We start from the raw sequence: 19445 nt of genomic DNA on the forward strand, positions 1-19445 counted from the left end.
AAATGACTGAAAAAGCAAAAATTTCATTTTACAAAATTAAAGAGTGTGGATTTTATCGCCGGGGGGAAAGTACCCCTGCCTTCGGGTCTATCGATGCACTCTTGAGTGATCTGCAACGCTGGAGTTCAAACAAGAACCTGGTTCAAACCAAGGTGTTTGAACCCAGAGATGGGCAGGACATACACCCCGCCTACCTCTTGGATATCAAAAACAGTGGTGATAGTTGGGTCGTTACAACTTGGAATCAAACCCCTGCCAATGAGGCAGGTGTCGCCTCGATAAAAGGAGAGTCTAATGTTGGTAGTGCTGAAGTAGTAATAAATGAAATTGACCCAGGCAGTATCCCTGGGTTTGCTACATATTTCTGGTTTTTGCCTCGGCAAAACATCTTTGCAAGTGTGCGATTTCAACACCTATGGACAGGTCAGAAGTCACTACAGAACTACTTCGACTCTTTTTTGGGTTCGTTCTCTCGGTATGTTGTATTTGATAACACATCAAGTGGTGCCGATGTTGAAGTTATTGGCTACAGGGATGATGAAGATGATCCTCCTATGAACCTGTTTCCAAGGTTCAAAACAGCACTAGAACAAAAGCCTGGGCGCAAAGACTACATTCGTCAAAGAGCACAACGCATTCGAAAAGTTATACGTAAGAGTGTCTTGAGACTTCAGAGAACCCCAGATTTTGCATTGTGGCAAACTTTTCTGCATAAGATGCACATAAGCCCCCCCTCCACTCGAAATGAAAACGTCAAAGTGCAGTATGAGGTCGCTACTACTGTGCAGGTCTCAGATGTGGATGCGATCATTGCTGAGTGGGAAGAACATCATGAGCGAGAGTGGGATGACTATGGTTTTGAGTTCAAGGGTGAGGCTAATAAAACTTATTGGCTTAGCCATAGTCTAGCAAGAGGTGAGTTTGATCTAGACGTGGTACGGGATCACCCTGAAGTTGTAAACAGTGAGTCGCTCTTGTCTGCTTTACATGCAAAGAGGGAGCACATCTTGAGCATTTTGAGATGAAAGTAAGGTGTATGCGCCTAATGGCAAGCATCTTAGTTCTGATACTGCTTGCCCTCGCGTATCAGTTCGGAAGGGCTATACCATTTGTGGAGCAGTGGCCTTTGTTCGAGGCCCTTAGAACTACAGCAGCGATCATCTTTGCAGTAGTTGGAGCATGGCTTGCCATTGTATACCCTGAGCGATTGAAGTTATCTTTTAGACGTGATGACCCAACCCCAAGCTTAGCTAATGGTGGCATCGGCCAACTCTTGTCCCCTGCGGTTCATTCTACGGCGATTCTGTCGATCGTTTTGATCGTAGGAGTCACTGCCCCTGTCTTGAAGCGCATTGCCGTGCTTCATGTCTATAGCGTAGAGATGAGGGGGCTCTCGTACACGCTACTCGTATTTTTAACCTTATGGCAGTTATGGACCGTCATTCTTACTCTGATCCCAGCAGATCGAGTAAAAGACCATGCAGATGCTCAAGATAGCTTCAATAGCACTGTGAGCAGCTATAAAGCTTTAGGCCACAAAGTCGACCCAAAGCGCTCCCCTCCTGAGCAGCATTAAAGAAGATTAAAAGTTCCTCCGAACATGCCACCTGAAAATAGGTGGCATGTTTCATTTTGACAGGAGGAAAACATGGCCAGCCGTCGTATTGAAGACCTGCACCCCGACTTGCAGACCCTCTGCCGCGAGTTCGTGCGCCGCTGTGAAGCTGCCGGGGTCACCGCTCTGATCACCACCACCTGGCGCTCCGGCGCGGAGCAAGACGAGCTCTACGCCCAGGGACGTACCAAGCCGGGTTCCAAAGTCACCAATGCTCGCGCCGGCCAATCGGCCCACAACGCGATGATCCAGGGCAAGCCGGCCGCGCGTGCGTTCGATGTCGTGCCCCTTGTGAATGGCAAGGCAATGTGGGATGCCAAGCACCCGGCCTGGCAGACGATGGGCCGGATCGGCATGGAGCTTGGGCTGAACTGGTACGGCCGTCCTAATGCGCCGTTCCGCGAGTTCCCCCACTTCGAACTGGCGCGGGGTTACTAATGAGCCTAGGCGACCTGTTCACGAACCCCGCATCCAACCGGTTGAGCCATAGCAAACTTTGGGCGAACGTGGCCTGCGGTGCCGCCACCGGCATGTTCATCTACCAAGGGGTAGCCGGCACGCTGACTGCCGAAGTCTGGCTGATCTACCTGGGCGTCGTCGGTGGCTACTCGGCGGCCCGCAGCTGGATCGCCACCCGCCGCGATGCCAAGGGGGGCGCCGATGCTTAAGCTCATTCAGCGGCTGGTGAGCTGGGGGCGGCGCTTGCTCGCGCCCGCGCCCGCTGCGCTCCCGCACCGCGCCATTTTCCTGGCCGTTCCTGTATGCCTCAGCTGGCCGCTGCCGCGCCTGGGTAAAACCGGCGTGGCGGCCATCCGACGCGCCGCAGCCAAGGCTCGCAACCGCTGGAGGGCGCGCCATGTTTGATATCCGCCCCTACATCAAGCCGCTGGCCATCGCTGCCGTTGTTGTCCTGGTCTGGGGCGGCGGCTACTACTCCGGCCAGCAGGTGGCCGCGTCCGCCGCCGCTGCCCGACTGCAAAGCGTCCAGCTCGCGCATGAGCAAGAGCGTTCCCGCACCGCCACGGCCAAGGCGGACGAACTGGCCGCCGCGCTGGCCGACCAGCGGCAGCTCGCCGAGCAGGCCAACAAGCTGGGCTGGAAGCTGTTGCAAACCCAGGGCCAGTTGGCGCAGAGCCAGGCCCAACTCCGCGAAAGGATAACCGATGCGACACGCAATGATGGCCAGGCTTGGACTGGTCTTGGCCCTGACAGCTTGCGCGTCTACCGCGCCGCCCTCGGTTACACCGAGTCGGGTGTGTCCGCAGCCGACACCGGAGATGCTGCAAAAGCCGGTCAAGCCGCCGCCGCCGATGCCGGGATACCACCGGCCGACCTAATCGCTCACGCGGTCGACTACGGCCGCTGGTGCCAGGAACTGGAAGCCAAGTTCGATGCCCACGCCGCACTGCAGGGGGGCCACTGATGGATGACTTTGACCGTGCCCAGGAACTGGAGGCCTTCCAGCGCGAGACGGCCATCGCGGCGGCGCTGAACCGTGGCGGCGCTGAGTCCCTGGCCGAGTGCGACGACTGCGGCAGCGATATCCCGCAGGCCAGGCGCCTGGCGGCGCCGGGTTGCACGCGCTGCATTCATTGCCAGGAGCGTCACGAACAACGACTGCGGGGGTATGCATGACCCTGCAGCTGGAATTCGGCGTGTTGGTGTCTTGGCTGACCGCCTTCTTGGGGCTGCTTATCGGGGCCGGCAAGGTGCTGCTGGCCCAGATTGATCGCCGTCAGAGCGAGCGCGACGCCAAGCAAGAAGAGCAGATCAAGGCGTTGCTGGATCAGATTGGAAAGCAGGCCGAGAGCGTGCACCGGCTCGAACGTGACTTTCTGAAATTCCAAGCCGACCTGCCGCTGGCTTATGTGCGTCGCGAGGACTATGTGCGCAATCAGACGGTGATCGAGGCCAAGCTCGACGCGGTGGCGCTCAAGATCGAAAACATCCAATTGAAAGGGGCTCAACGATGAATGTGGATCAAGCCAAGGTGCGCCGCGAATTGCTGCGCTGGTATCTGCTGCTGGCGTTGTACAACGCACGGCCAGAGGAGGTCTGCGAAGACGTGGTACAGATGACGATGCAGTCGATCTACCCCGACGTAACGGCGCTAGAGGTCCGCAAGGAACTGGATTACTTGGCTGACCGTGTGCTGGTCAGCCTGCGCAAAGAGCCCTCCGGGCGTTGGTGGGGCGACCTGACCCGCTGCGGTGTGGACATCGTGGAGTACACCATCGATTGCGAGCCGGGCATTGCCCGCCCCAATAAGTACTGGGGCAAGTGATGGCGCGTCGCAATAGTGTCGGGCAGTTGCCCCAGTCCGTGCGCGAGTGGCTGGACAAGTCCCTGGTCGAGGGCAATTTCAGCGGCTACCAGCTGCTGGAGGAAGCGCTGCGCGACAAGGGCTTTGCAATCAGCAAGTCGGCGATTCATCGCTACGGCCAGAAAATCGAACGCCGCTTCGCCGCGATCAAGGCTTCGACCGAGGCCGCCCGCATGCTGACGGAAGGCGCGGCCGACGACCAGGACGCCCGCTCCGAGGCGGTGATCGCCCTGGTGCAGACCGAGTTGTTCGAGTCCATCGTCAGCCTGCAGGAAGCCAACGAGGAAGACACCAAGCCGGAGGAGCGCATCGCGCTGCTCTCCAAGGCCGCGAAGAACATCGCCACCCTGGCCCGCGCCAGCGTCAATCAGAAACGCTTCCGCTTGGACGAACAGGCGCGCATTGAGCGGGCCGCGCGCGACGCGCTGCGAGCCGAGCAGGAGGAGAAGCTGGAAGAACTACGCGGCGCCGATGGCATGAGCGAGCAGATGGAGGCTCGCATCCGCCGCATTCTGTTGGGTAAAGAATGATGGCGCAGCCACCGCTCAAGCCGCTGGGCACGCCGCGCAAGATCAACCTGGCCGAGGAGATGGAGCTGGCCGGCGTGGTGGTGCCGCTGGACGTGGCGGACGCCATCCCGGCGGAGGAGCCGGTATTCCTGCCCTACCAGCAACGCTGGTTCGAAGACGAGTCCCCGATCATGTTCGGGGAGAAATCGCGCCGCACCGGCATCACCTGGGCGGAAGCTGGACGCAACGTGGTGAAGGCCGCCCGGCCGCGTCGGCGAATGGGCTGCAATACCTTCTACGTCGGCAGCAAGAAGGAAATGGCGCTGGAGTACATCGCCGCCTGCGCTTTGTTCGCCAAGGCCTTCAACGAGCTGGCCCAGGCCGATGTCTACGAGCAAACCTTCTGGGATGAAGGCAAGCAGGAAGAAATCCTCGCGTACATGATCCGCTTCCCCAAGAGCGGCTTCAAAATCCAGGCGCTGTCCAGCCGGCCGTCCAATCTGCGAGGCCTGCAGGGCGATGTGGTTATTGATGAAGCAGCCTTCCACGACAACCTGGAGGAACTGCTCAAAGCGGCGCTGGCACTGACCATGTGGGGCAACAAGGTGCGGCTGATCAGCACCCACAACGGCGTCGAGAACCTGTTCAACCAGTACATCGAGGACGCTCGCGCCGGCCGCAAGGACTACAGCATCCACCGCATCACCCTGGATGACGCCATCGCCGACGGCCTGTACCAGCGCATCTGCTACGTCACCGGCCAGACCTGGTCGCCGGAGGCGGAAAAGAAATGGCGCGACGACCTGTACCGCAACGCGCCCAATACCGAATCCGCCGATGAAGAGTATGGCTGCATCCCGAAGAACAGCGGCGGCGCCTGGCTGTCCCGAGCCTTGATCGAATCCCGCATGTCGGCCGACACGCCGGTGCTGCGCTGGGAGTGCAAGCCGGGCTTCGAGTTGTTACCCGATCACATCCGCGCCGCCGACTGCCGCGACTGGCTGGAGGCGAACCTGGCGCCGCTGCTTGCCGAGCTGCCGGCGGACGCCATCTCCTTCAACGGCGAGGACTTCGGCCGCAGCGGTGACTTGTCCGTGCATGTGCCGCTGATCCAGCAACAGAACCTGGTGCGGCGGGTGCCGTTCATCCTGGAGCTGCGCAATGTGCCGTTCCGCCAGCAAGAACAGATCGCCTTTTACCTGATGGACAGGCTGCCGCGCTTCATGGGCGGCGCCTTTGATGCGCGCGGCAACGGTCAATTCCTGGCCGAGGTGGCCATGCAGCGCTATGGCGCCAGCCGTATCCAGCAGGTGATGCTGTCCGAAGGCTGGTACCGCGAGCACATGCCGCCGGTGAAGGCCGCGCTTGAGGACGGCGAACTGGTGGACCTGCCCAAGGACGCCGACGTGCTGGCCGACCTGCGCGCCGTCCAGGTGATCAAGGGCGTGCCGCGCATCCCGGACACCCGCACAACGGGCGAAGACAAGGGCAAGCGCCACGGCGACGTCGCCGTCGCTGTGGCCCTGGCGTATTACGCCAGCCGTGAACTCAACAAAGGCTTGGTCACGGTGAAATCGCGCCGCCGCCGAGCCGCCGCCCGCATTACACAGGGGTACCAATGAAAACCAAAGGCCTATGGGTGACGCCCACCGAGTTCGTCCAGTTTGGCGAGCCGAGCCAGTCCCTGTCCGACCAGATCGCCACGCGCGGCCGCAGCATCGACTTTGCCGGGCTGGGCATGTATCTGCCCAACCCGGACACCGTGCTGAAAGCGCTGGGTAAGGACATCAAGGTGTATCGCGAGCTGCGCGCCGATCCGCATGTCGGCGGCTGCATTCGTCGCCGCAAGGCGGCGGTGAAGGCGCTGGAATGGGGGCTGGATCGTGACAAGGCCAAGAGCCGTGTCGCTAAGTCGATAGAGGACATCTTCGCCGATCTCGACCTGTCCAGGATCATCACCGAGATGCTGGACGCGGTGCTCTACGGCTATCAGCCGATGGAAGTCATCTGGGGCAAGGTCGGCGGCTACCTGGTGCCGGTCGATGTGATCGGCAAGCCGGCGGACTGGTTCATCTACTCCCCGGACAACGAGCTGCGCTTCCGCTCGCGCCAGGCCATGATCCAGGGCGAAGAACTGCCGCAGCGCAAGTTCCTGGTGCCTCGCCAAGACCCCAGCTATCAAAACCCCTATGGCTTCGCCGACTTGTCCATGTGCTTCTGGCCGACCACCTTCAAGAAGGGCGGCCTCAAGTTCTGGGTGCAGTTCACCGAGAAATACGGCGCGCCCTGGGTGATAGGCAAGCACCCGCGCAGTGCGTCGGATGCAGAGACCGACTTGCTGCTGGATCGGCTGGAAAGCATGGTGCAGGACGCGGTGGCGGTGATCCCGGACGACTCCAGCATCGAGATCAAGGAAGCGGCCGGCAAGACCGGCAGCGCCGAGGTGTACGAGAGGCTGCTGCATTTCTGCCGCTCCGAGGTGTCGATCGCGCTGCTGGGCCAGAACCAGACCACCGAGGCCACCGCCAACCGCGCCTCGGCCCAGGCCGGACTGGAGGTCACCCGCGACATCCGCGACGGCGATAAGGCCATCGTCGAGGAAGCGTTCAACACGCTGATCCGCTGGGTGTGCGAGCTGAATTTCAACGACGGCGCGCGGCCGGTGTTCTCCTTGTGGGAGCAGCAGGAGGTGGATCAGGCAATGGCCGAGCGCGACGAGAAACTGACGCGAGCCGGCGCGAAGTTGACCCCGGCTTATTTCAAGCGCGCGTACAGCCTGCAGGATGGCGACTTGGTCGAAACGGCTACCCTGGAGGCCCCGGCGGCTGAGTTCGCCGAAGCAGTCGATGCCGCCGACCAGGAGGAGCTGGACGCCGCCCTGGACGCGTTGTCGGCTGATGCTCTCAACGCCGACGCCCAGGCACTGCTGGCGCCGCTGCTCAAGCGCGTGGAGAACGGCGCGCGACCTGACGAGTTGCTGGGCACCTTGGCCGAGCTCTACCCTGAGATGGACGCCAGCGCGCTGCAAGAGCGGCTGGCCCGCGCGCTCTTTGTAGCCGACCTGTGGGGACGTATTCATGCCTAACGTGGATCTCGCCTACTGCATGAAGCTGCCGCCGAAGAAGGCGATCGAATATCTGGTCAGCAAGGGCTACGCCGTCACCTGGGACTGGGAAGAGCTGTGGCAGGATGCCCAGGCCCAGGCGTTCACCGTGGCCAAGGCGACGCGGCTGGACATCCTGCAGGACATCCGCGACGCGGTGGAGACCGCGATCAAGGAAGGCAAGACGCTGGCCTGGTTCAAGAAGGAACTGACGCCGGTGCTCAAGGCCAAGGGCTGGTGGGGCAAGCAAGAACAGGTCGACCCGAACACCGAGGAAGTCAGCCAGGTGCAGCTGGGCAGCCCCTGGCGCTTGCAGACGATCTACCGGACCAACCTGCAGACCGCCTACATGGCCGGCCGCTACACCGAGCAGTTGGCCAACGTCGACGATCGGCCGTACTGGCAATACGTGGCCATCCTGGACGGCAAGACGCGGCCGAGCCATCGCGCGATGAATGGCAAGGTGTTCCGCTACGACGACCCGTTCTGGCAGTTCTACTACCCGCCGAATGGTTGGGGCTGCCGCTGCCGCGTGGTGGCCTTGTCGTTCCAGGATGTGATGCGGCTGGGCATCAAGGTGGACAGTTCGGCGGGCAAGCTGGGTAGTGCCAAGAAGCTGGTCTCAGAGAAAACCGGCGAGCTGCGGCCGGTGGCCACCTTCCGTGCGATTGACCCGGTCACCCGCCGCGAGATCACGGTATCGCCGGATGTGGGCTGGAGCTACAACCCCGGCGCGGCCGCCTGGCAACCGGACCTCAAGCGCTACACCGGCGAGTTGGCCGGCTTGGCCAGAAAGGAATTGTCGTGAGCGACTTTGTCAGCATCACCATCGACGACCGCCAGCTGCAGGCGACGTTGCGCAATCTTGAGCGTGCCGGCGGCGACCTGACGCCGGCGATGCGCAAGATCAGCCAGACGCTGCTCAAGATCACCGAAGACAATCTGGAAGCCGAGGGCCGGCCCAAATGGGCGCCGCTGGCCGAGTCCACCAAGCTGGCGCGCCTGGGCGGCAAGAAGGCCTTCAAGAAGAACGGCGAGCTCAAGGCCTCGGCCCAGCGCCAGTTGTCCAACTTCCGCATCCTGCAGCACTCCGGTCAATTGGCAAGCTCGGTGACGCCCGACTACGACAGCACTCAGGCCGTGATTGGCAGCAACAAGGTCTATGCCGCGATCCAGCATTTCGGCGGCGAGGCCGGGCGTGGCGGCTCGGTCGAGCTGCCGGCGCGACCTTACTTCCCGATGACGGCGGACGGCGAGCTGCAGCCGGAGGCCCGCGAGGAAGTGCTCGATACGGTGCTGCGCCACCTGAAATCCGCAGCGGGCGTTTAGCCTGCCAGGCGATTTGGCGGCGCTTGGGATGCGCAGCGGTAGTCCACTGACCAGATAGCCACACCGTAAAGCTTTATAAAGGCTTTATGAGTTCGGTATATTGGTCGCTCCTCTATCCCAAAGGAGCAGGCATGAAGGTTACTTTGTGTTTTGTCCCACCAGGTGGTGGCGAAGCCGGATTACCAGCTAGAGATGGAAGTCCCCGCAGTTCCGCAGCGGGGGGATTACATCTGTGTGGTGCGTGAAGATCAAATCGGAGCAGAAACTTTTATCGTTCGGCGCACTTGGTGGCATTTCGATTGTTCCGCACAAGGGGAAAACGGCAGGTCGACATTGATTACAGTCGAATGTGAGTTTGCCGACTGGCCGCTTGCCTCCGAGTCTCACAAGCGAGCATGTGCTCGTTACAATGCCCCCTCTTTTGAAGACACCGCTTACTAAAGCCAAAGGACGGAAGGCTTGTTCTTCCGTTTTTCTCAAATATTAATCCCAATTAAAAGTCCCTCCCGCTGACGCCGTTCACCATGACGGCATGAACGCGACCAAACCCCTGCACATCTTCAAGCCCGGCCGCCAGACCGCACTGTCTGGCGCGGTGCTTGATTTCTCCGAGTCCGATCTCGCGGCCAGTGCCCGCGCTTACGATCCGGCGCTGCATGAGGCGCCCATCGTGGTCGGCCATCCCAAACTCGACGCCCCGGCCTATGGCTGGGTGAAGTCGCTGGCCGCAGGCGACGATGGCTTGAACGCCGAGCCGCACCAGGTCGACGCGGCCTTCGCCGAACTGGTGGCCACCGGCCGCTTCAAGAAAATCTCCGCCAGCTTCTACCTGCCCGACGCCACCAACAATCCGGTCCCCGGCGTGTACTACCTGCGCCATGTCGGGTTCCTGGGCGCGATGCCGCCAGCAGTCAAAGGCCTCAAGCAAGCCGAGTTTGCCGATGCCGAGGATGGCGTTGTCGAGTTCGCCGACTGGGGCATGGACACCAATGCCTCGCTGTGGCGCCGCGTCCGCGACTGGCTGCTGACCCAGTTCGGCCAGGAAATCGCCGACCAGGTAGTGCCCGACTGGCAGGTCGAAGCCATCCGCGAGGCCGCGCGTGACGACGATGAGACCCGCGCCGCCTTTGCCGACCCTTCCGTTTCCCTAGCAACAGCAACCACTCCTGAGGAGAACCATGCAGTGACCCCTGAACAAAAGGCCGCGCTGGAGGCCGAGAACGCCCAGCTGAAACAACAACTGGCTGCGGCCGAGGCCGAGAAGAAGGCAGCGGCGGCGGCCAAACGCCACGGCGAACACCTGGCTTACGCCGAGGAACTGATCAGCGGCGGCACGCTGGCGCCGAAACACAAGGGTGCGGTGGTGGCTTTCCTGGGTTTTGCCGACGGCGAGACCTCGGCTGAGTTTGGCGAAGGCGACGACAAGCAGCCCCTGGCCACCGCCTTCAAGGCCTTCCTGGGCGATATGCCGAAGGTGGTCGAGTTCGGCGAGTCCGCCACCAAGGGCAAGGCCGGGCAGCAAGCGGCCGGCGACTCGCTGGAATATGGCGAGAACGTCGATCAGGACCGTCTCGCCCTCGACCGGAAGATTCGCCAGTACATGCAAGAGCACAAGGTGGATTACGCCACAGCTGCTTCCTGCGTAATCAAGTAATCCCACTTAGGAGATTTCAATGGGTCGTTTATCCAACCTGCGGGTCGTTGACCCGGTTCTGACCAATCTGTCGATCGGCTACAGCAACGCCGACTTGGTGGGCGATGTCCTCTTCCCCTTCGTCCCGGTGGACAAGGAAGGCGGCAAGATTCCCAAGTTCGGCAAGGAAGCCTTCAAGATTTACAACACCGAGCGGGCGCTGCGGGCCAAGTCCAACCGCATCAATCCCGAAGACGTGGACAGCGTCACTGTCTCCCTCGACGAGCACGATCTGGAATACCCGATCGACTACCGCGAGAGCGACGAGGCCGCCTTCCCGCTGGAAGCACACGCCACCCACGTCGTGACCGAGGGCATCCGCCTGCGCCACGAGAAGAAGGTCGCCGACCTGGTGCAGAACACGGCGAACTACGCCGCCAGCAACAAGATCGTCCTGGCCGGCACCAGCCGCTTTACCGACAAGCAGAACTCCGACCCGATCGGCGTATTCGAGGACGGCAAGGAAGCCGTGCGCGGCAAGATTGGCAAATACCCGAACACCGCCGTCATCGGCGCCGCCTCCTGGAAGGCAATCAAGCAACACCCGCAATTCCTTGAGCGCATCAAGTACAGCATGAAGGGCGTACTGACCGTCGATCTACTCAAGGAAATCCTGGAGGTCGAGAACATCGTTGTCGGCCGCAGCGTGTTCTCCAACGACTTGGGTACCTTCGGCGACATCTGGAGCGACAACATCGTGCTCGCCTACGTCGCGCTGCAGCGCCAGGGTTCCGAACGCACCCCCTACGAACCATCCTTTGGTTACACGCTACGCAAGAAGGGCATGCCCCAGATCGACACGCGCACCGAGGACGGCAAGCTGGAGCTGGTGCGTAACACCGATAATTTCGAGGTGTTTTTGCTCGGGGCCGAAGCCGGCTACCTGATCGCAGACACCAACGCCTGACGGGAGCCGAGCTGATGGAAAAAAAATCCTACCAGGTCGGCGCCACGCCGATCCTCCTCGACGGCGAACGCTCCGAGCCTGGCGACCTCGTCGGGCTGACTGACAAGGAGGCGGCCCGCCTCGGCGAGCACGTGTCCCCTGCGGCATCCGAGGCCGCTGATGTTGGCAGAGACTCCAAGACCACCAAGAAAGGCGGTGAAGCATGAAGACCCAACAAATCGGCCTGACCACCTCGGTGACGGCGACGGGGGCTCTGACCCGATTGCGCTTCGTCGGCCTGCTCGGTGCTGTCTGCGCGGCTGGCGCCAAAGCTCTCGGAACGGCTGAAGCCAACACGGATATTGGCGAACAGGCCCCGGTGAACACCCACGGCATTCTGCAGGTAGAAGCCGGTGCAGTCATCGCCGCTGGTGCCGAGGTCGAGTCCGACGCCAATGGCAAGGCAATTACCAAGGCGGCGGGTATCGGCAACGGCTTCGCCCTGGATGCGGCATCAGCATCGGGTGACATTATTCGCATCGTGCGGGGCATCTGAGATGCGTTACTGCTCGCTGGCCGACCTGCAGCTGGCGGTTCCGCTGCAGACGCTGATCTGGCTGTCCAACGACGACGAGTCGGCCGGCGCCATCAACGCGGCGGTGGTCGAGGAAGGCGTCCGCCAGGCCGAGGAGCTGGTCGATGCCCACCTGCGCGGGCGCTACAACCTGCCGCTCGACCCGGTCCCGTCCGTCGTCAAGGACATGACGGTCAACCTGACGCGGCACTGGCTGTACGCCAGGCGGCCGGAGGGGCGCGAGCTGCCCGACGCGGTCACCCGCACCTACAAGTCCGCGCTGCAGATGCTGGAGGCAATCCGCGACGCCAAGCTGACCATCGGCGTGCCCAGTGGCGAGGCCGCGCCGGAACCGGGCGAGATGAAGGTGCGCTCGCGGTCGCGCAGCTTCGACGCCGCGTTGCTGGATCGGTACCGCTGACATGGCCACCACCTTGCAGATCATCGACGCGGTGGTGGCGCGGCTGAAGGCGAAGCTGCCGCAGTTGGCGGTCGAGTACTTTCCCGACCGGCCAAGCGAGTACCGGCTCAATCACCCCAAGGGGGCTTTGCTGGTCAGCTATCCCGGCAGCCAGTTCGACGGCACCGTGGACATCAACTATGTCGCTCAGCCACGCGTGGTGCGTGTGTCGGTGGCGGTGCTGCTGCGCCAGCTCAACGGCAAGGGGGGCGCGGTCGACGTGGTGGACGATGTGCGCCGCGCGCTCGTCGGCTGGCGGCCGCCGGATTGTCGCAAGGTCCAGGCCAAGGCCGAGACCTTCCTCGGCGAGATGGCCGGCATCTGGCAGTACACCGTCGAGCTGACGTCGCAATGCATGTTGGTCGAGGACGCCGACGTCGATACCGAGTCTCCCCTGACTCAAGTCACTTATGAGGAAGCCCCATGAAAACGAGCGATAGCGAAGTTTCTGCGTTAGCTAAAACGAGCGCCAGCGAAGTTTCTGCGTTAGCTAATTACCGCTACAGCGGCCCGACCAGCGGCGTGACGCTGCAGGAGGGCGAAGTCGTTCGCGAGGTGATGCTGCACGCCGGCGCCGAGGTCGAATTGCCGGTCGAGCACGAATACACCAAGACCTTGCTGGCCCTGCAGTACCTGACCCCGGTCGACGACAAGGGCAAGCAGGCCAAGCCGCCGGCGCGCAGCGGCGCCGATGAAACCTTGCAAACCAAAGGAGCGTAAGCGATGGCTGCAAACTACTTGCATGGCGTGGAAACCATTGAGGTCGAGCGCGGCCCGCGTCCGGTGCGCACCGTCAAGTCGGCGGTGATCGGCCTGATCGGCACCGCGCCGGTCGGCGCGGTCAATGCCGTCACCCTGACCTTGTCCGAAAAGGACGCCGCCGTGTTTGGCCCCCAGTTGCCCGGCTTCACCATTCCGCAGGCGCTGGACGCGATCTACGATCACGGCGCCGGCACGGTCATTGTGATCAATGTATTGGACCCGGCCATCCACAAGACGGCGGTGGCCAGCGAAGCCCTGGCCTTCGACGCCGCGACCGACCGCGTCAAGCTGGCCCACGGCGCCGTGGACGGCCTGGTGTTGAAGAGCAGCGATAGCGCGACCACCTACGTGGCCGGCACCGACTACAGCGCCAACCTGGTCACCGGTGAACTGGTGCGCATCAAGGGCGGCGCCATCAGCGCCGGCGCCAGCGTCAAGGCCAGCTATGACTATGCCGACCCGACCAAGGTCACCGCCGCCGACATCATCGGCGCCGTCAACGCCGCCGGCGCGCGCACTGGCCTGAAGGCGCTGAAGGATACCTATAACCAGTTCGGTTTCTTCGCCAAGATTCTGATCGCGCCGGCGTTCTGCACCCAGAACTCGGTGGCGGTCGAGCTAATCGCGATGGCCGATCAGTTGGACGCGGTGACCTATATCGACGCGCCGATCGGCACCACCTATGCCCAAGCGTTGGCGGGTCGCGGCCCGGCCGGCAGCATCAACTTCAACACCTCCAGCGACCGCGTGCGCCTGTGCTACCCGCATGTGAAGGTCTACGACCCTGTATTGAACACCGAGCGTCTGGAGCCGCTGTCCGCCCGCGCCGCCGGCCTGCGCGCCAAGGTCGACCTGGACAAGGGCTTCTGGTGGTCCAGTTCCAACCAGGAACTGGCCGGCGTCATCGGGGTGGAGCGTCAGCTGTCGGCGATGATCGACGACCCGCAGTCCGAGGTGAACCTGCTGAACGAGCAAGGCATCACCACGGTGTTCTCCAGTTTCGGTTCCGGCTTCCGCCTGTGGGGCAACCGCACCGCCGCCTGGCCCACCGTCAGCCATATGCGCAATTTCGAGAACGTGCGCCGCACCGGCGACGTGATCAATGAGTCGATCCGTTACTTCAGCCAGCAGTTCATCGATATGCCGCTGAACCAGGCCACGATCGACGCGCTGGTGGAGTCAGTGAACGGCTACGGCCGCAAGCTGATTGGCGACGGCGCGCTGCTGGGCTTCAAGGCTTGGTTCGACGTGGCGCGCAACCCGGAAACCGAGCTGGCCAATGGTCACCTGCTGATCAGCTACAAGTACACGGTGCCGCCCCCGCTGGAACGGCTGACCTTTGAGACCGAGATCACCTCGGAATACCTGCTGACCCTGAAGGGAGGGAATTGATCATGGCTGGCAAGATCGAAATCAACCGCATCACCAATGCCAACATCTATGTGAACGGCAACTCGCTGCTCGGCCGGGCCGACGAGGTCAAGCTGCCGGACGTGTCCGCCATCATGCAGGAGCACAAGGCGCTGGGCATGATCGGCAAGATCGAACTGCCGGCCGGCTTCGACAAGCTGGAGGGCGAGATCAAGTGGAATTCGCTGTATCGGGACGTGGCCAAGACCGTGGCCAACCCATTCAAGGCAGCGCAGCTGCAGTGCCGTTCCAGCATCGAAACCTACGGCGCCCAGGGACGCCTGCAGGAGGTCAGCCTGGTCACCTTCCTGACCGTGATGTTCAAGAAGAACCCGCTGGGCACTTACAAGCAGCATGACAACGCCGAGTTCGGGTCTTCCTTCTCCGCCACCTACATCAAGCAGGTGATCGACGGCGAGGAGGTGCTGGAGCTGGACTACCTGGCCAACATCTTCCGCGTGGGCGGCGAGGACATGCTGGGCACTTACCGCAACCATATCGGCGGCTGAATCTAATCGCTTGTTCCCCCCGTTGGGGCCACTCCGGTGGCCCCCTTTTTTATTAAAGTCGTTTAACTGCTTCCCGCCCGGCATCCGCCGACAATCCTCCTTGCACCTACTGACATTGTTCAACGTTCACCCGCATGGAGGATTCCTCATGAAAGCACTCAAGCTGCAATTCCCGTTTACCAACGCCGCCGGCGAGCGCATCGAATCTCTGACGATCACACGCCTGAAGCGCGGCGATCTGAAGGCCGCCCACCAGCACAGCAAGGACGACGCGGACCAGGAGGATTTCCTGTTCGCGCGCATGACTGGCCTGCTGCTGGAAGACATTGATCAACTCGACATTGCCGACAGCCGGGTGCTGGCCGACTGCTTTCGCGCCATGGTGGGCGGCGGAGACGGAGCTGCGGAGGCTTGACGGCTACCTGCTGACGGTGCTGCGGATACAGCCGTCGGAGATCGACGGGCTGGAGATGGAGGATTACTGGGGCTGGATCGAGGAGGCCGAACGCGAGGTCAAGCGGCGGAACGAGACGATGCAGTCGCTTTACGGCCTATGACGACCAGCACCGCGATTAGCAAGCCGCCCAACAGCGAAGCGCCGGCCGCCAATGGCGCGCCGGCCAATGCCGTCAACACCAGGGCGATGGGCAAGGCAAACACAGCCCCCCAGAACGGCAGGTGCGCAAAGCACAGCCAGGCCAGGAAGGCGATGCCGCAACAAACGATGAGCCCGTATAGGACTTTGGCGGCGATGAGGGCGGTTTTTTCAAACATGGTTTCAGGATAGCAAAAGGCGGCACGGCATGGCCAATGAACTGCTGGTTGGGGTGAAGATTGGCGCGGCGTTGGCGGGCTCGTTTCAAGCCGCATTCGCCTCGGCGCGCGGCACCACCCAAAAGCTCGGTCAGGTGGCGGACGAGCTCCGCGTCAAACACAACCGGCTGGGCGACGCGATGGCGCGGGCAATGGCGCATCCAACCCGCAATGTGGGCGAGCTGCGCCGCCAATACGAGCGGCTGGGCCAGACCCTGGACCAGCTGCGCGTCAAGCAGGAAAAGCTGGCCGCCAGCATCGCGCGCGGCGAGACCTTGAAGGCAGGCCGCGCCGATCTTCGCGGCCAGGCGATGGAGACCGCAGGAACAGCGCTCGCCCTGGGCGCTCCGGTTGTTAAATCGGTGGGCGCGGCTGTCAATTTTCAGGACCAGATGCGAGACATTGCCATTACGGGCGAGTTTTCAAAGGCTGAGGAGGCCAAGCTCGGCTCGACTATCCGTAATGCCGCGCTCAAGTGGAACCAGTTCCAGGATGAAATCGCACGCGGCACCTCGGTGTTGGTCGCCGGTGGCATCCAGGATGCCAAGGCATTGGAGAAGTACGCCCCGGTGATGGCCAAGGCGGCGACCGCGACCCGCGCCAGCATGGACGACCTGGGCAGCGTGGCGATCGCGCTCAAGGACAACCTCAAGGTGGGCGAGGATGGCTTCGAGGGTGCGCTCAATATGCTGGCCTATGCTGGCAAGCGCGGCCAGTTCGAAATCCGCGACATGGCCAAGTGGCTTCCGGCCCTATCGCCATCCTTCCAGGCGCTGGGCGTCACCGGCAAGGAGGCCGTCGCCGAGATCGGCGCCGCGTTGCAGATCGCCCGCAAAGGCGCGGGTTCGAACGACGAGGCCGCTAACAATTTCAAGAATTTCCTGCAAAAGATCACCGCCCCTGACACCCTCAAGGACTTTGCAAACGCAGGTATCGACTTGAAGGGCAGCATGATGAATTTGCGGGCGCAGGGACTGACGCCTGTGCAATCCATGTTGGCCATCATTACCCAATACATGCAGTCCAAAGGCCCTGCTGCGGCAGGCCAGTTTAAACAGGCGATGGCGATCAAGGATGACAAGGAGCGCCAGGCGGCGCTGCAGCGGCTGTCGGAAGCCTACAAACTGGGTGAGTTGTTTCAGGACATGCAGGCCATGTCGTTCATTCGACCTGCAATAGCTAATCAGGGAGAAATGAAGGATATCCAACAAGGTAGCATGGATGCCGCCGACAAGGGCTTGCTGGATCAGGACTGGCTAAAGCGGATGGATACCGCCAAGTCTCAGCTCGACAAGTTCAAAATCGGCACCGCTGAGTTAGGACTCACCATTGGCGATGCACTGTTGCCATCGATTTCCGAGATCATTGTTGAGGTCATGCCGGCTGTTAAGGCATTCGGTGAGTGGGCCAAGGAAAATCCTGGCTTGATCAAAGGCATTATCGGCCTGGTCGGTGGTCTATTGGCCGGCAAGATGGCCTTCATCGGACTCAAGTACGGCCTCAACCTGGTGATGTCCCCGTTTAATGCCTTGGGTACATCCATCTTGACCCTGTCCAGTAAATGGACGCTGATGCGCGCCATGCTAATGGGCGGCTCTTCCCGACTGACCGTCCTGTTTCGACTATTTGGCGCCGGACGTAGCAATGCGGTCCGGCTGGCGGCCGCGTTTGGCTCCATGGGCCGAGGCATCGGCTCGGCGGGGCGGTTGGTCGTCCGCTTGGGCCGCGCGCTGGGCGGTCAGTTGTTCAGCGGCCTGCGCTTGGCCGGCCAGGCGGTGCTGTGGCTGGGCCGCGCTTTGCTGATGAACCCGATCGGCCTGCTGATTACCGGCATCGCCATCGGCGCCTACCTGATCTACCGCCATTGGGACAAGGTCAAGCCATGGTTTCAAGGGCTGTGGGCTGGCGTCAAAGCAGCCTTCGCCGGCGGCATCGGCGGAGTGGCCAAGCTGATCCTGAACTGGTCGCCGCTGGGGCTGTTCTATAAGGCGTTTGCCGGGGTGATGAAGTGGTTCGGCGTCAGCCTGCCCAAGAACTTCACCGACTTTGGCGGCATGTTGATCGGGGGCCTTCTAAACGGCATCAAGGCCAAGATCGGCGCGGCCAAGGATGCCATTGTCGGCTTTGGCCAGGATGTGAAGGGCTGGTTCGCCAATACCCTGGGCATCAAGTCGCCGTCGCGCGTGTTCATGGGCTTTGGCGACAATATCGCCCAGGGCGCGGCGATCGGCATTGGGCGCTCGTCGGGGCTGGCGTCCAAGGCCGCCGCCGGCATGGCCTCACAAACAGCCGCGGCTGCGGCGGTAAAGCGCCTGGGCGCGGCTCAGTCCGCCAGGGGCGGCGGTGCGGCCGCCGGCGGCGCGGGTGGCATGAGCGGCGTCATCATCCACTTCAGTCCAACCATCCAGATTCATGGCGGCGCGGCCGAGGGTGTTAAAGGCCAGGTCAACGAGGCGTTGAAGCTGTCGCTGCATGAGCTGGAGCAGCTGATCAAGCGCGTGACCGCGCAGCAAGCGCGGAGGACCTACTGATGTTTGCGCTCCTGGGCGACGTCCAGTTCGACCTGATCACCTACTTTGACGGCTTCGAATCGCAGTTTGGCGTCGACTATGCCGAGCACGCGTTGATCGACGGCAAGCCGCGCCTGCAGCGGGTCGGCGACAAGCTGGACGAAATCCGCATCCAGCTGTCGTTCCATAGCCAGTTCTGCGACCCGGAGCAGGAACTGGTCAAGTTGCAGACGGCTTTGCGCGCGCACCAGGCCATGGCGCTGGTGCTGGGCAATGGCGATTACAAGGGCTGGTTCGTGTTGACCGAGCTGCAGGCGACCAGCAGGCAGACCGACCAGGCCGGCACGCTGATCGCGCTGGAGGCCAGCCTCACCCTTCGCGAGTTCGTCGGCGACAAGAAAACCCCGCTGGCGCCGCCGGCGGTACAGGCCAAGTTGCCGCCGGCGGCCGCCACCGCGCTGCCGGCCAGCGTGGCCGCCAAGGCCGCCGATCTCAATGCGAGCGTGGGCGGTGCCATCGGATCGGTACGCGACAGCGTGCGCCAGGTGGTGACTTATGCGAACCAGGCCCAGTCTGCGATGCGGACCGCGATGGATGTCGCGCGGGTGGCGCAGAGACTGCGCGACAACCCGCTGGCGGCGCTGGGCCAGGTGCCGGGCCTGCAGGGAGCGCTGAAGCAAGTGAGCGGCCCGCTGGAGAAGCTGTCGCCGGTATTGGGCAAGCTCAGCGGGCAATTACCCGACGCGGCGGGCATCCTGCGCGCCGGCAATAGCGCGCTCGATGCGGTGCGCAATGCCCAGGGCGCGTTGTCCGCCGTCACCGCCGGCAATGTTGTCGGCCGCATCGACTCCATGGCCAGCCAGCTTGCGGCCGCCAGCAGTGCGTTGGAGTCGGTGGCGCCCAATATCAGCAAGCTGGCCGGCAAGGTCATCACCAGGGCGATCTAGAT

Annotated in this window: 25 protein-coding genes; 24 read left to right on the forward strand and 1 reads right to left on the reverse strand. The window is 62.2% G+C overall.

Translation table 11 applies throughout. The features are described from left to right. Nucleotides 1–2: 2 nt before the first annotated feature. From JW897_RS21730 to JW897_RS21835, 22 genes are all read left to right on the forward strand, one after another. Nucleotides 3–1025, forward strand: a complete 1023-nt coding sequence (locus JW897_RS21730) for a hypothetical protein (protein ID WP_205467600.1) — start codon at nt 3–5, stop codon at nt 1023–1025. Nucleotides 1026–1648: 623 nt separating this feature from the next. Further along, nucleotides 1649–2053, forward strand: coding sequence for a M15 family metallopeptidase (locus tag JW897_RS21735; RefSeq protein WP_205467601.1), 405 nt, complete (start codon nt 1649–1651; stop codon nt 2051–2053). Then, a complete protein-coding gene (locus tag JW897_RS21740) occupies nt 2053–2283 on the forward strand; it encodes a hypothetical protein (RefSeq protein WP_205467602.1) in 231 nt (76 codons plus the stop codon). The genes JW897_RS21735 and JW897_RS21740 overlap by 1 nt, the downstream gene beginning before the upstream one ends. Before the next feature lie 188 nt (nt 2284–2471). Then, entirely contained in the window at nt 2472–3038 is a 567-nt protein-coding gene (locus JW897_RS21745; RefSeq protein ID WP_205467603.1) for a hypothetical protein, read from the forward strand. Further along, nucleotides 3038–3250 carry a TraR/DksA C4-type zinc finger protein gene (locus JW897_RS21750; protein WP_205467604.1) on the forward strand — a complete coding sequence of 71 codons (213 nt, stop codon included), beginning with the start codon at nt 3038–3040 and terminating at the stop codon, nt 3248–3250. Before JW897_RS21745 ends, JW897_RS21750 begins: the two co-directional genes overlap by 1 nt. Then, a complete protein-coding gene (locus JW897_RS21755) occupies nt 3247–3588 on the forward strand; it encodes a hypothetical protein (protein WP_205467605.1) in 342 nt (113 codons plus the stop codon). The genes JW897_RS21750 and JW897_RS21755 overlap by 4 nt, the downstream gene beginning before the upstream one ends. After that, the gene (locus JW897_RS21760) at nt 3585–3899 is read left to right on the forward strand and encodes a hypothetical protein (protein ID WP_205467606.1); all 315 of its coding nucleotides are present in this window, start codon (nt 3585–3587) and stop codon (nt 3897–3899) included. Before JW897_RS21755 ends, JW897_RS21760 begins: the two co-directional genes overlap by 4 nt. Beyond that, nucleotides 3899–4468 carry a DUF3486 family protein gene (locus tag JW897_RS21765; RefSeq protein ID WP_205467607.1) on the forward strand — a complete coding sequence of 190 codons (570 nt, stop codon included), beginning with the start codon at nt 3899–3901 and terminating at the stop codon, nt 4466–4468. The genes JW897_RS21760 and JW897_RS21765 overlap by 1 nt, the downstream gene beginning before the upstream one ends. After that, complete coding sequence (locus JW897_RS21770) at nt 4465–6069, forward strand: terminase large subunit domain-containing protein (RefSeq protein ID WP_240352328.1); 1605 nt, start codon at nt 4465–4467, stop codon at nt 6067–6069. The genes JW897_RS21765 and JW897_RS21770 overlap by 4 nt, the downstream gene beginning before the upstream one ends. Next, on the forward strand, nt 6066–7532 hold the full coding sequence (locus tag JW897_RS21775) for a DUF935 domain-containing protein (protein ID WP_205467608.1): 1467 nt from the start codon (nt 6066–6068) through the stop codon (nt 7530–7532). Before JW897_RS21770 ends, JW897_RS21775 begins: the two co-directional genes overlap by 4 nt. After that, complete coding sequence (locus JW897_RS21780; RefSeq protein ID WP_205467609.1) at nt 7525–8358, forward strand: phage head morphogenesis protein; 834 nt, start codon at nt 7525–7527, stop codon at nt 8356–8358. Before JW897_RS21775 ends, JW897_RS21780 begins: the two co-directional genes overlap by 8 nt. Further along, the gene (locus tag JW897_RS21785) at nt 8355–8879 is read left to right on the forward strand and encodes a phage virion morphogenesis protein (protein WP_338030583.1); all 525 of its coding nucleotides are present in this window, start codon (nt 8355–8357) and stop codon (nt 8877–8879) included. The genes JW897_RS21780 and JW897_RS21785 overlap by 4 nt, the downstream gene beginning before the upstream one ends. Nucleotides 8880–9411: 532 nt before the next feature. Then, nucleotides 9412–10533, forward strand: coding sequence for a peptidase (locus JW897_RS21790; protein ID WP_205467610.1), 1122 nt, complete (start codon nt 9412–9414; stop codon nt 10531–10533). Nucleotides 10534–10552: 19 nt separating this feature from the next. Next, nucleotides 10553–11479, forward strand: coding sequence for a major capsid protein (locus JW897_RS21795; RefSeq protein WP_205467611.1), 927 nt, complete (start codon nt 10553–10555; stop codon nt 11477–11479). 14 nt (nt 11480–11493) lie between these two features. Further along, nucleotides 11494–11685 carry a hypothetical protein gene (locus JW897_RS21800; RefSeq protein WP_205467612.1) on the forward strand — a complete coding sequence of 64 codons (192 nt, stop codon included), beginning with the start codon at nt 11494–11496 and terminating at the stop codon, nt 11683–11685. Beyond that, entirely contained in the window at nt 11682–12014 is a 333-nt protein-coding gene (locus JW897_RS21805; RefSeq protein WP_205467613.1) for a DUF2190 family protein, read from the forward strand. The genes JW897_RS21800 and JW897_RS21805 overlap by 4 nt, the downstream gene beginning before the upstream one ends. 1 nt (nt 12015) lies before the next feature. Next, a complete protein-coding gene (locus JW897_RS21810) occupies nt 12016–12453 on the forward strand; it encodes a gp436 family protein (RefSeq protein ID WP_205467614.1) in 438 nt (145 codons plus the stop codon). 1 nt (nt 12454) lies between these two features. Further along, nucleotides 12455–12919, forward strand: a complete 465-nt coding sequence (locus JW897_RS21815; protein ID WP_205467615.1) for a Gp37 family protein — start codon at nt 12455–12457, stop codon at nt 12917–12919. Then, entirely contained in the window at nt 12916–13212 is a 297-nt protein-coding gene (locus JW897_RS21820; protein ID WP_205467616.1) for a hypothetical protein, read from the forward strand. The genes JW897_RS21815 and JW897_RS21820 overlap by 4 nt, the downstream gene beginning before the upstream one ends. A gap of 3 nt (nt 13213–13215) precedes the next feature. After that, nucleotides 13216–14646, forward strand: coding sequence for a phage tail sheath subtilisin-like domain-containing protein (locus JW897_RS21825; protein ID WP_205467617.1), 1431 nt, complete (start codon nt 13216–13218; stop codon nt 14644–14646). Between the two features lie 2 nt (nt 14647–14648). Further along, nucleotides 14649–15173 (forward strand): phage major tail tube protein, encoded by a 525-nt coding sequence (locus JW897_RS21830; RefSeq protein ID WP_205467618.1) that lies wholly within the window; start codon nt 14649–14651, stop codon nt 15171–15173. Between the two features lie 148 nt (nt 15174–15321). Next, nucleotides 15322–15588: a phage tail assembly protein gene (locus JW897_RS21835; RefSeq protein ID WP_048410729.1), complete on the forward strand. Its 267-nt coding sequence runs from the start codon at nt 15322–15324 to the stop codon at nt 15586–15588. Between the two features lie 98 nt (nt 15589–15686). Here the strand turns inward: JW897_RS21835 and JW897_RS21840 are convergent, their stop codons facing one another. Then, a complete protein-coding gene (locus JW897_RS21840) occupies nt 15687–15947 on the reverse strand; it encodes a hypothetical protein (RefSeq protein ID WP_081555575.1) in 261 nt (86 codons plus the stop codon). 29 nt (nt 15948–15976) lie between these two features. Between JW897_RS21840 and JW897_RS21845 the strand changes: the two genes are divergently transcribed. Together JW897_RS21845 and JW897_RS21850 are read left to right on the forward strand one after the other, a co-directional pair. Beyond that, nucleotides 15977–18517, forward strand: coding sequence for a phage tail tape measure protein (locus JW897_RS21845; RefSeq protein WP_205467619.1), 2541 nt, complete (start codon nt 15977–15979; stop codon nt 18515–18517). Then, nucleotides 18517–19443: a phage tail protein gene (locus tag JW897_RS21850; protein ID WP_205467620.1), complete on the forward strand. Its 927-nt coding sequence runs from the start codon at nt 18517–18519 to the stop codon at nt 19441–19443. The genes JW897_RS21845 and JW897_RS21850 overlap by 1 nt, the downstream gene beginning before the upstream one ends. Nucleotides 19444–19445: the final 2 nt, after the last annotated feature.

It is taken from the genome of Chromobacterium alkanivorans (assembly GCF_016937655.1).
In the GTDB taxonomy this organism is placed as follows: Bacteria; Pseudomonadota; Gammaproteobacteria; order Burkholderiales; family Chromobacteriaceae; genus Chromobacterium; species Chromobacterium alkanivorans.

Excerpts from the sequence above, each read along its gene's own strand:
- JW897_RS21730 (WP_205467600.1), top strand. The coding sequence starts at position 3 with ATGACTGAAAAAGCAAAAATTTCATTTTACAAAATTAAAGAGTGTGGA.
- JW897_RS21735 (WP_205467601.1), top strand. The coding sequence starts at position 1,649 with ATGGCCAGCCGTCGTATTGAAGACCTGCACCCCGACTTGCAGACCCTC.
- JW897_RS21740 (WP_205467602.1), top strand. The coding sequence starts at position 2,053 with ATGAGCCTAGGCGACCTGTTCACGAACCCCGCATCCAACCGGTTGAGC.
- JW897_RS21745 (WP_205467603.1), top strand. The coding sequence starts at position 2,472 with ATGTTTGATATCCGCCCCTACATCAAGCCGCTGGCCATCGCTGCCGTT.
- JW897_RS21750 (WP_205467604.1), top strand. The coding sequence starts at position 3,038 with ATGGATGACTTTGACCGTGCCCAGGAACTGGAGGCCTTCCAGCGCGAG.
- JW897_RS21755 (WP_205467605.1), top strand. The coding sequence starts at position 3,247 with ATGACCCTGCAGCTGGAATTCGGCGTGTTGGTGTCTTGGCTGACCGCC.
- JW897_RS21760 (WP_205467606.1), top strand. The coding sequence starts at position 3,585 with ATGAATGTGGATCAAGCCAAGGTGCGCCGCGAATTGCTGCGCTGGTAT.
- JW897_RS21765 (WP_205467607.1), top strand. The coding sequence starts at position 3,899 with ATGGCGCGTCGCAATAGTGTCGGGCAGTTGCCCCAGTCCGTGCGCGAG.
- JW897_RS21770 (WP_240352328.1), top strand. The coding sequence starts at position 4,465 with ATGATGGCGCAGCCACCGCTCAAGCCGCTGGGCACGCCGCGCAAGATC.
- JW897_RS21775 (WP_205467608.1), top strand. The coding sequence starts at position 6,066 with ATGAAAACCAAAGGCCTATGGGTGACGCCCACCGAGTTCGTCCAGTTT.
- JW897_RS21780 (WP_205467609.1), top strand. The coding sequence starts at position 7,525 with ATGCCTAACGTGGATCTCGCCTACTGCATGAAGCTGCCGCCGAAGAAG.
- JW897_RS21790 (WP_205467610.1), top strand. The coding sequence starts at position 9,412 with ATGAACGCGACCAAACCCCTGCACATCTTCAAGCCCGGCCGCCAGACC.
- JW897_RS21795 (WP_205467611.1), top strand. The coding sequence starts at position 10,553 with ATGGGTCGTTTATCCAACCTGCGGGTCGTTGACCCGGTTCTGACCAAT.
- JW897_RS21800 (WP_205467612.1), top strand. The coding sequence starts at position 11,494 with ATGGAAAAAAAATCCTACCAGGTCGGCGCCACGCCGATCCTCCTCGAC.
- JW897_RS21805 (WP_205467613.1), top strand. The coding sequence starts at position 11,682 with ATGAAGACCCAACAAATCGGCCTGACCACCTCGGTGACGGCGACGGGG.
- JW897_RS21810 (WP_205467614.1), top strand. The coding sequence starts at position 12,016 with ATGCGTTACTGCTCGCTGGCCGACCTGCAGCTGGCGGTTCCGCTGCAG.
- JW897_RS21815 (WP_205467615.1), top strand. The coding sequence starts at position 12,455 with ATGGCCACCACCTTGCAGATCATCGACGCGGTGGTGGCGCGGCTGAAG.
- JW897_RS21820 (WP_205467616.1), top strand. The coding sequence starts at position 12,916 with ATGAAAACGAGCGATAGCGAAGTTTCTGCGTTAGCTAAAACGAGCGCC.
- JW897_RS21825 (WP_205467617.1), top strand. The coding sequence starts at position 13,216 with ATGGCTGCAAACTACTTGCATGGCGTGGAAACCATTGAGGTCGAGCGC.
- JW897_RS21830 (WP_205467618.1), top strand. The coding sequence starts at position 14,649 with ATGGCTGGCAAGATCGAAATCAACCGCATCACCAATGCCAACATCTAT.
- JW897_RS21835 (WP_048410729.1), top strand. The coding sequence starts at position 15,322 with ATGAAAGCACTCAAGCTGCAATTCCCGTTTACCAACGCCGCCGGCGAG.
- JW897_RS21840 (WP_081555575.1), bottom strand. The coding sequence starts at position 15,947 with ATGTTTGAAAAAACCGCCCTCATCGCCGCCAAAGTCCTATACGGGCTC.
- JW897_RS21845 (WP_205467619.1), top strand. The coding sequence starts at position 15,977 with ATGGCCAATGAACTGCTGGTTGGGGTGAAGATTGGCGCGGCGTTGGCG.
- JW897_RS21850 (WP_205467620.1), top strand. The coding sequence starts at position 18,517 with ATGTTTGCGCTCCTGGGCGACGTCCAGTTCGACCTGATCACCTACTTT.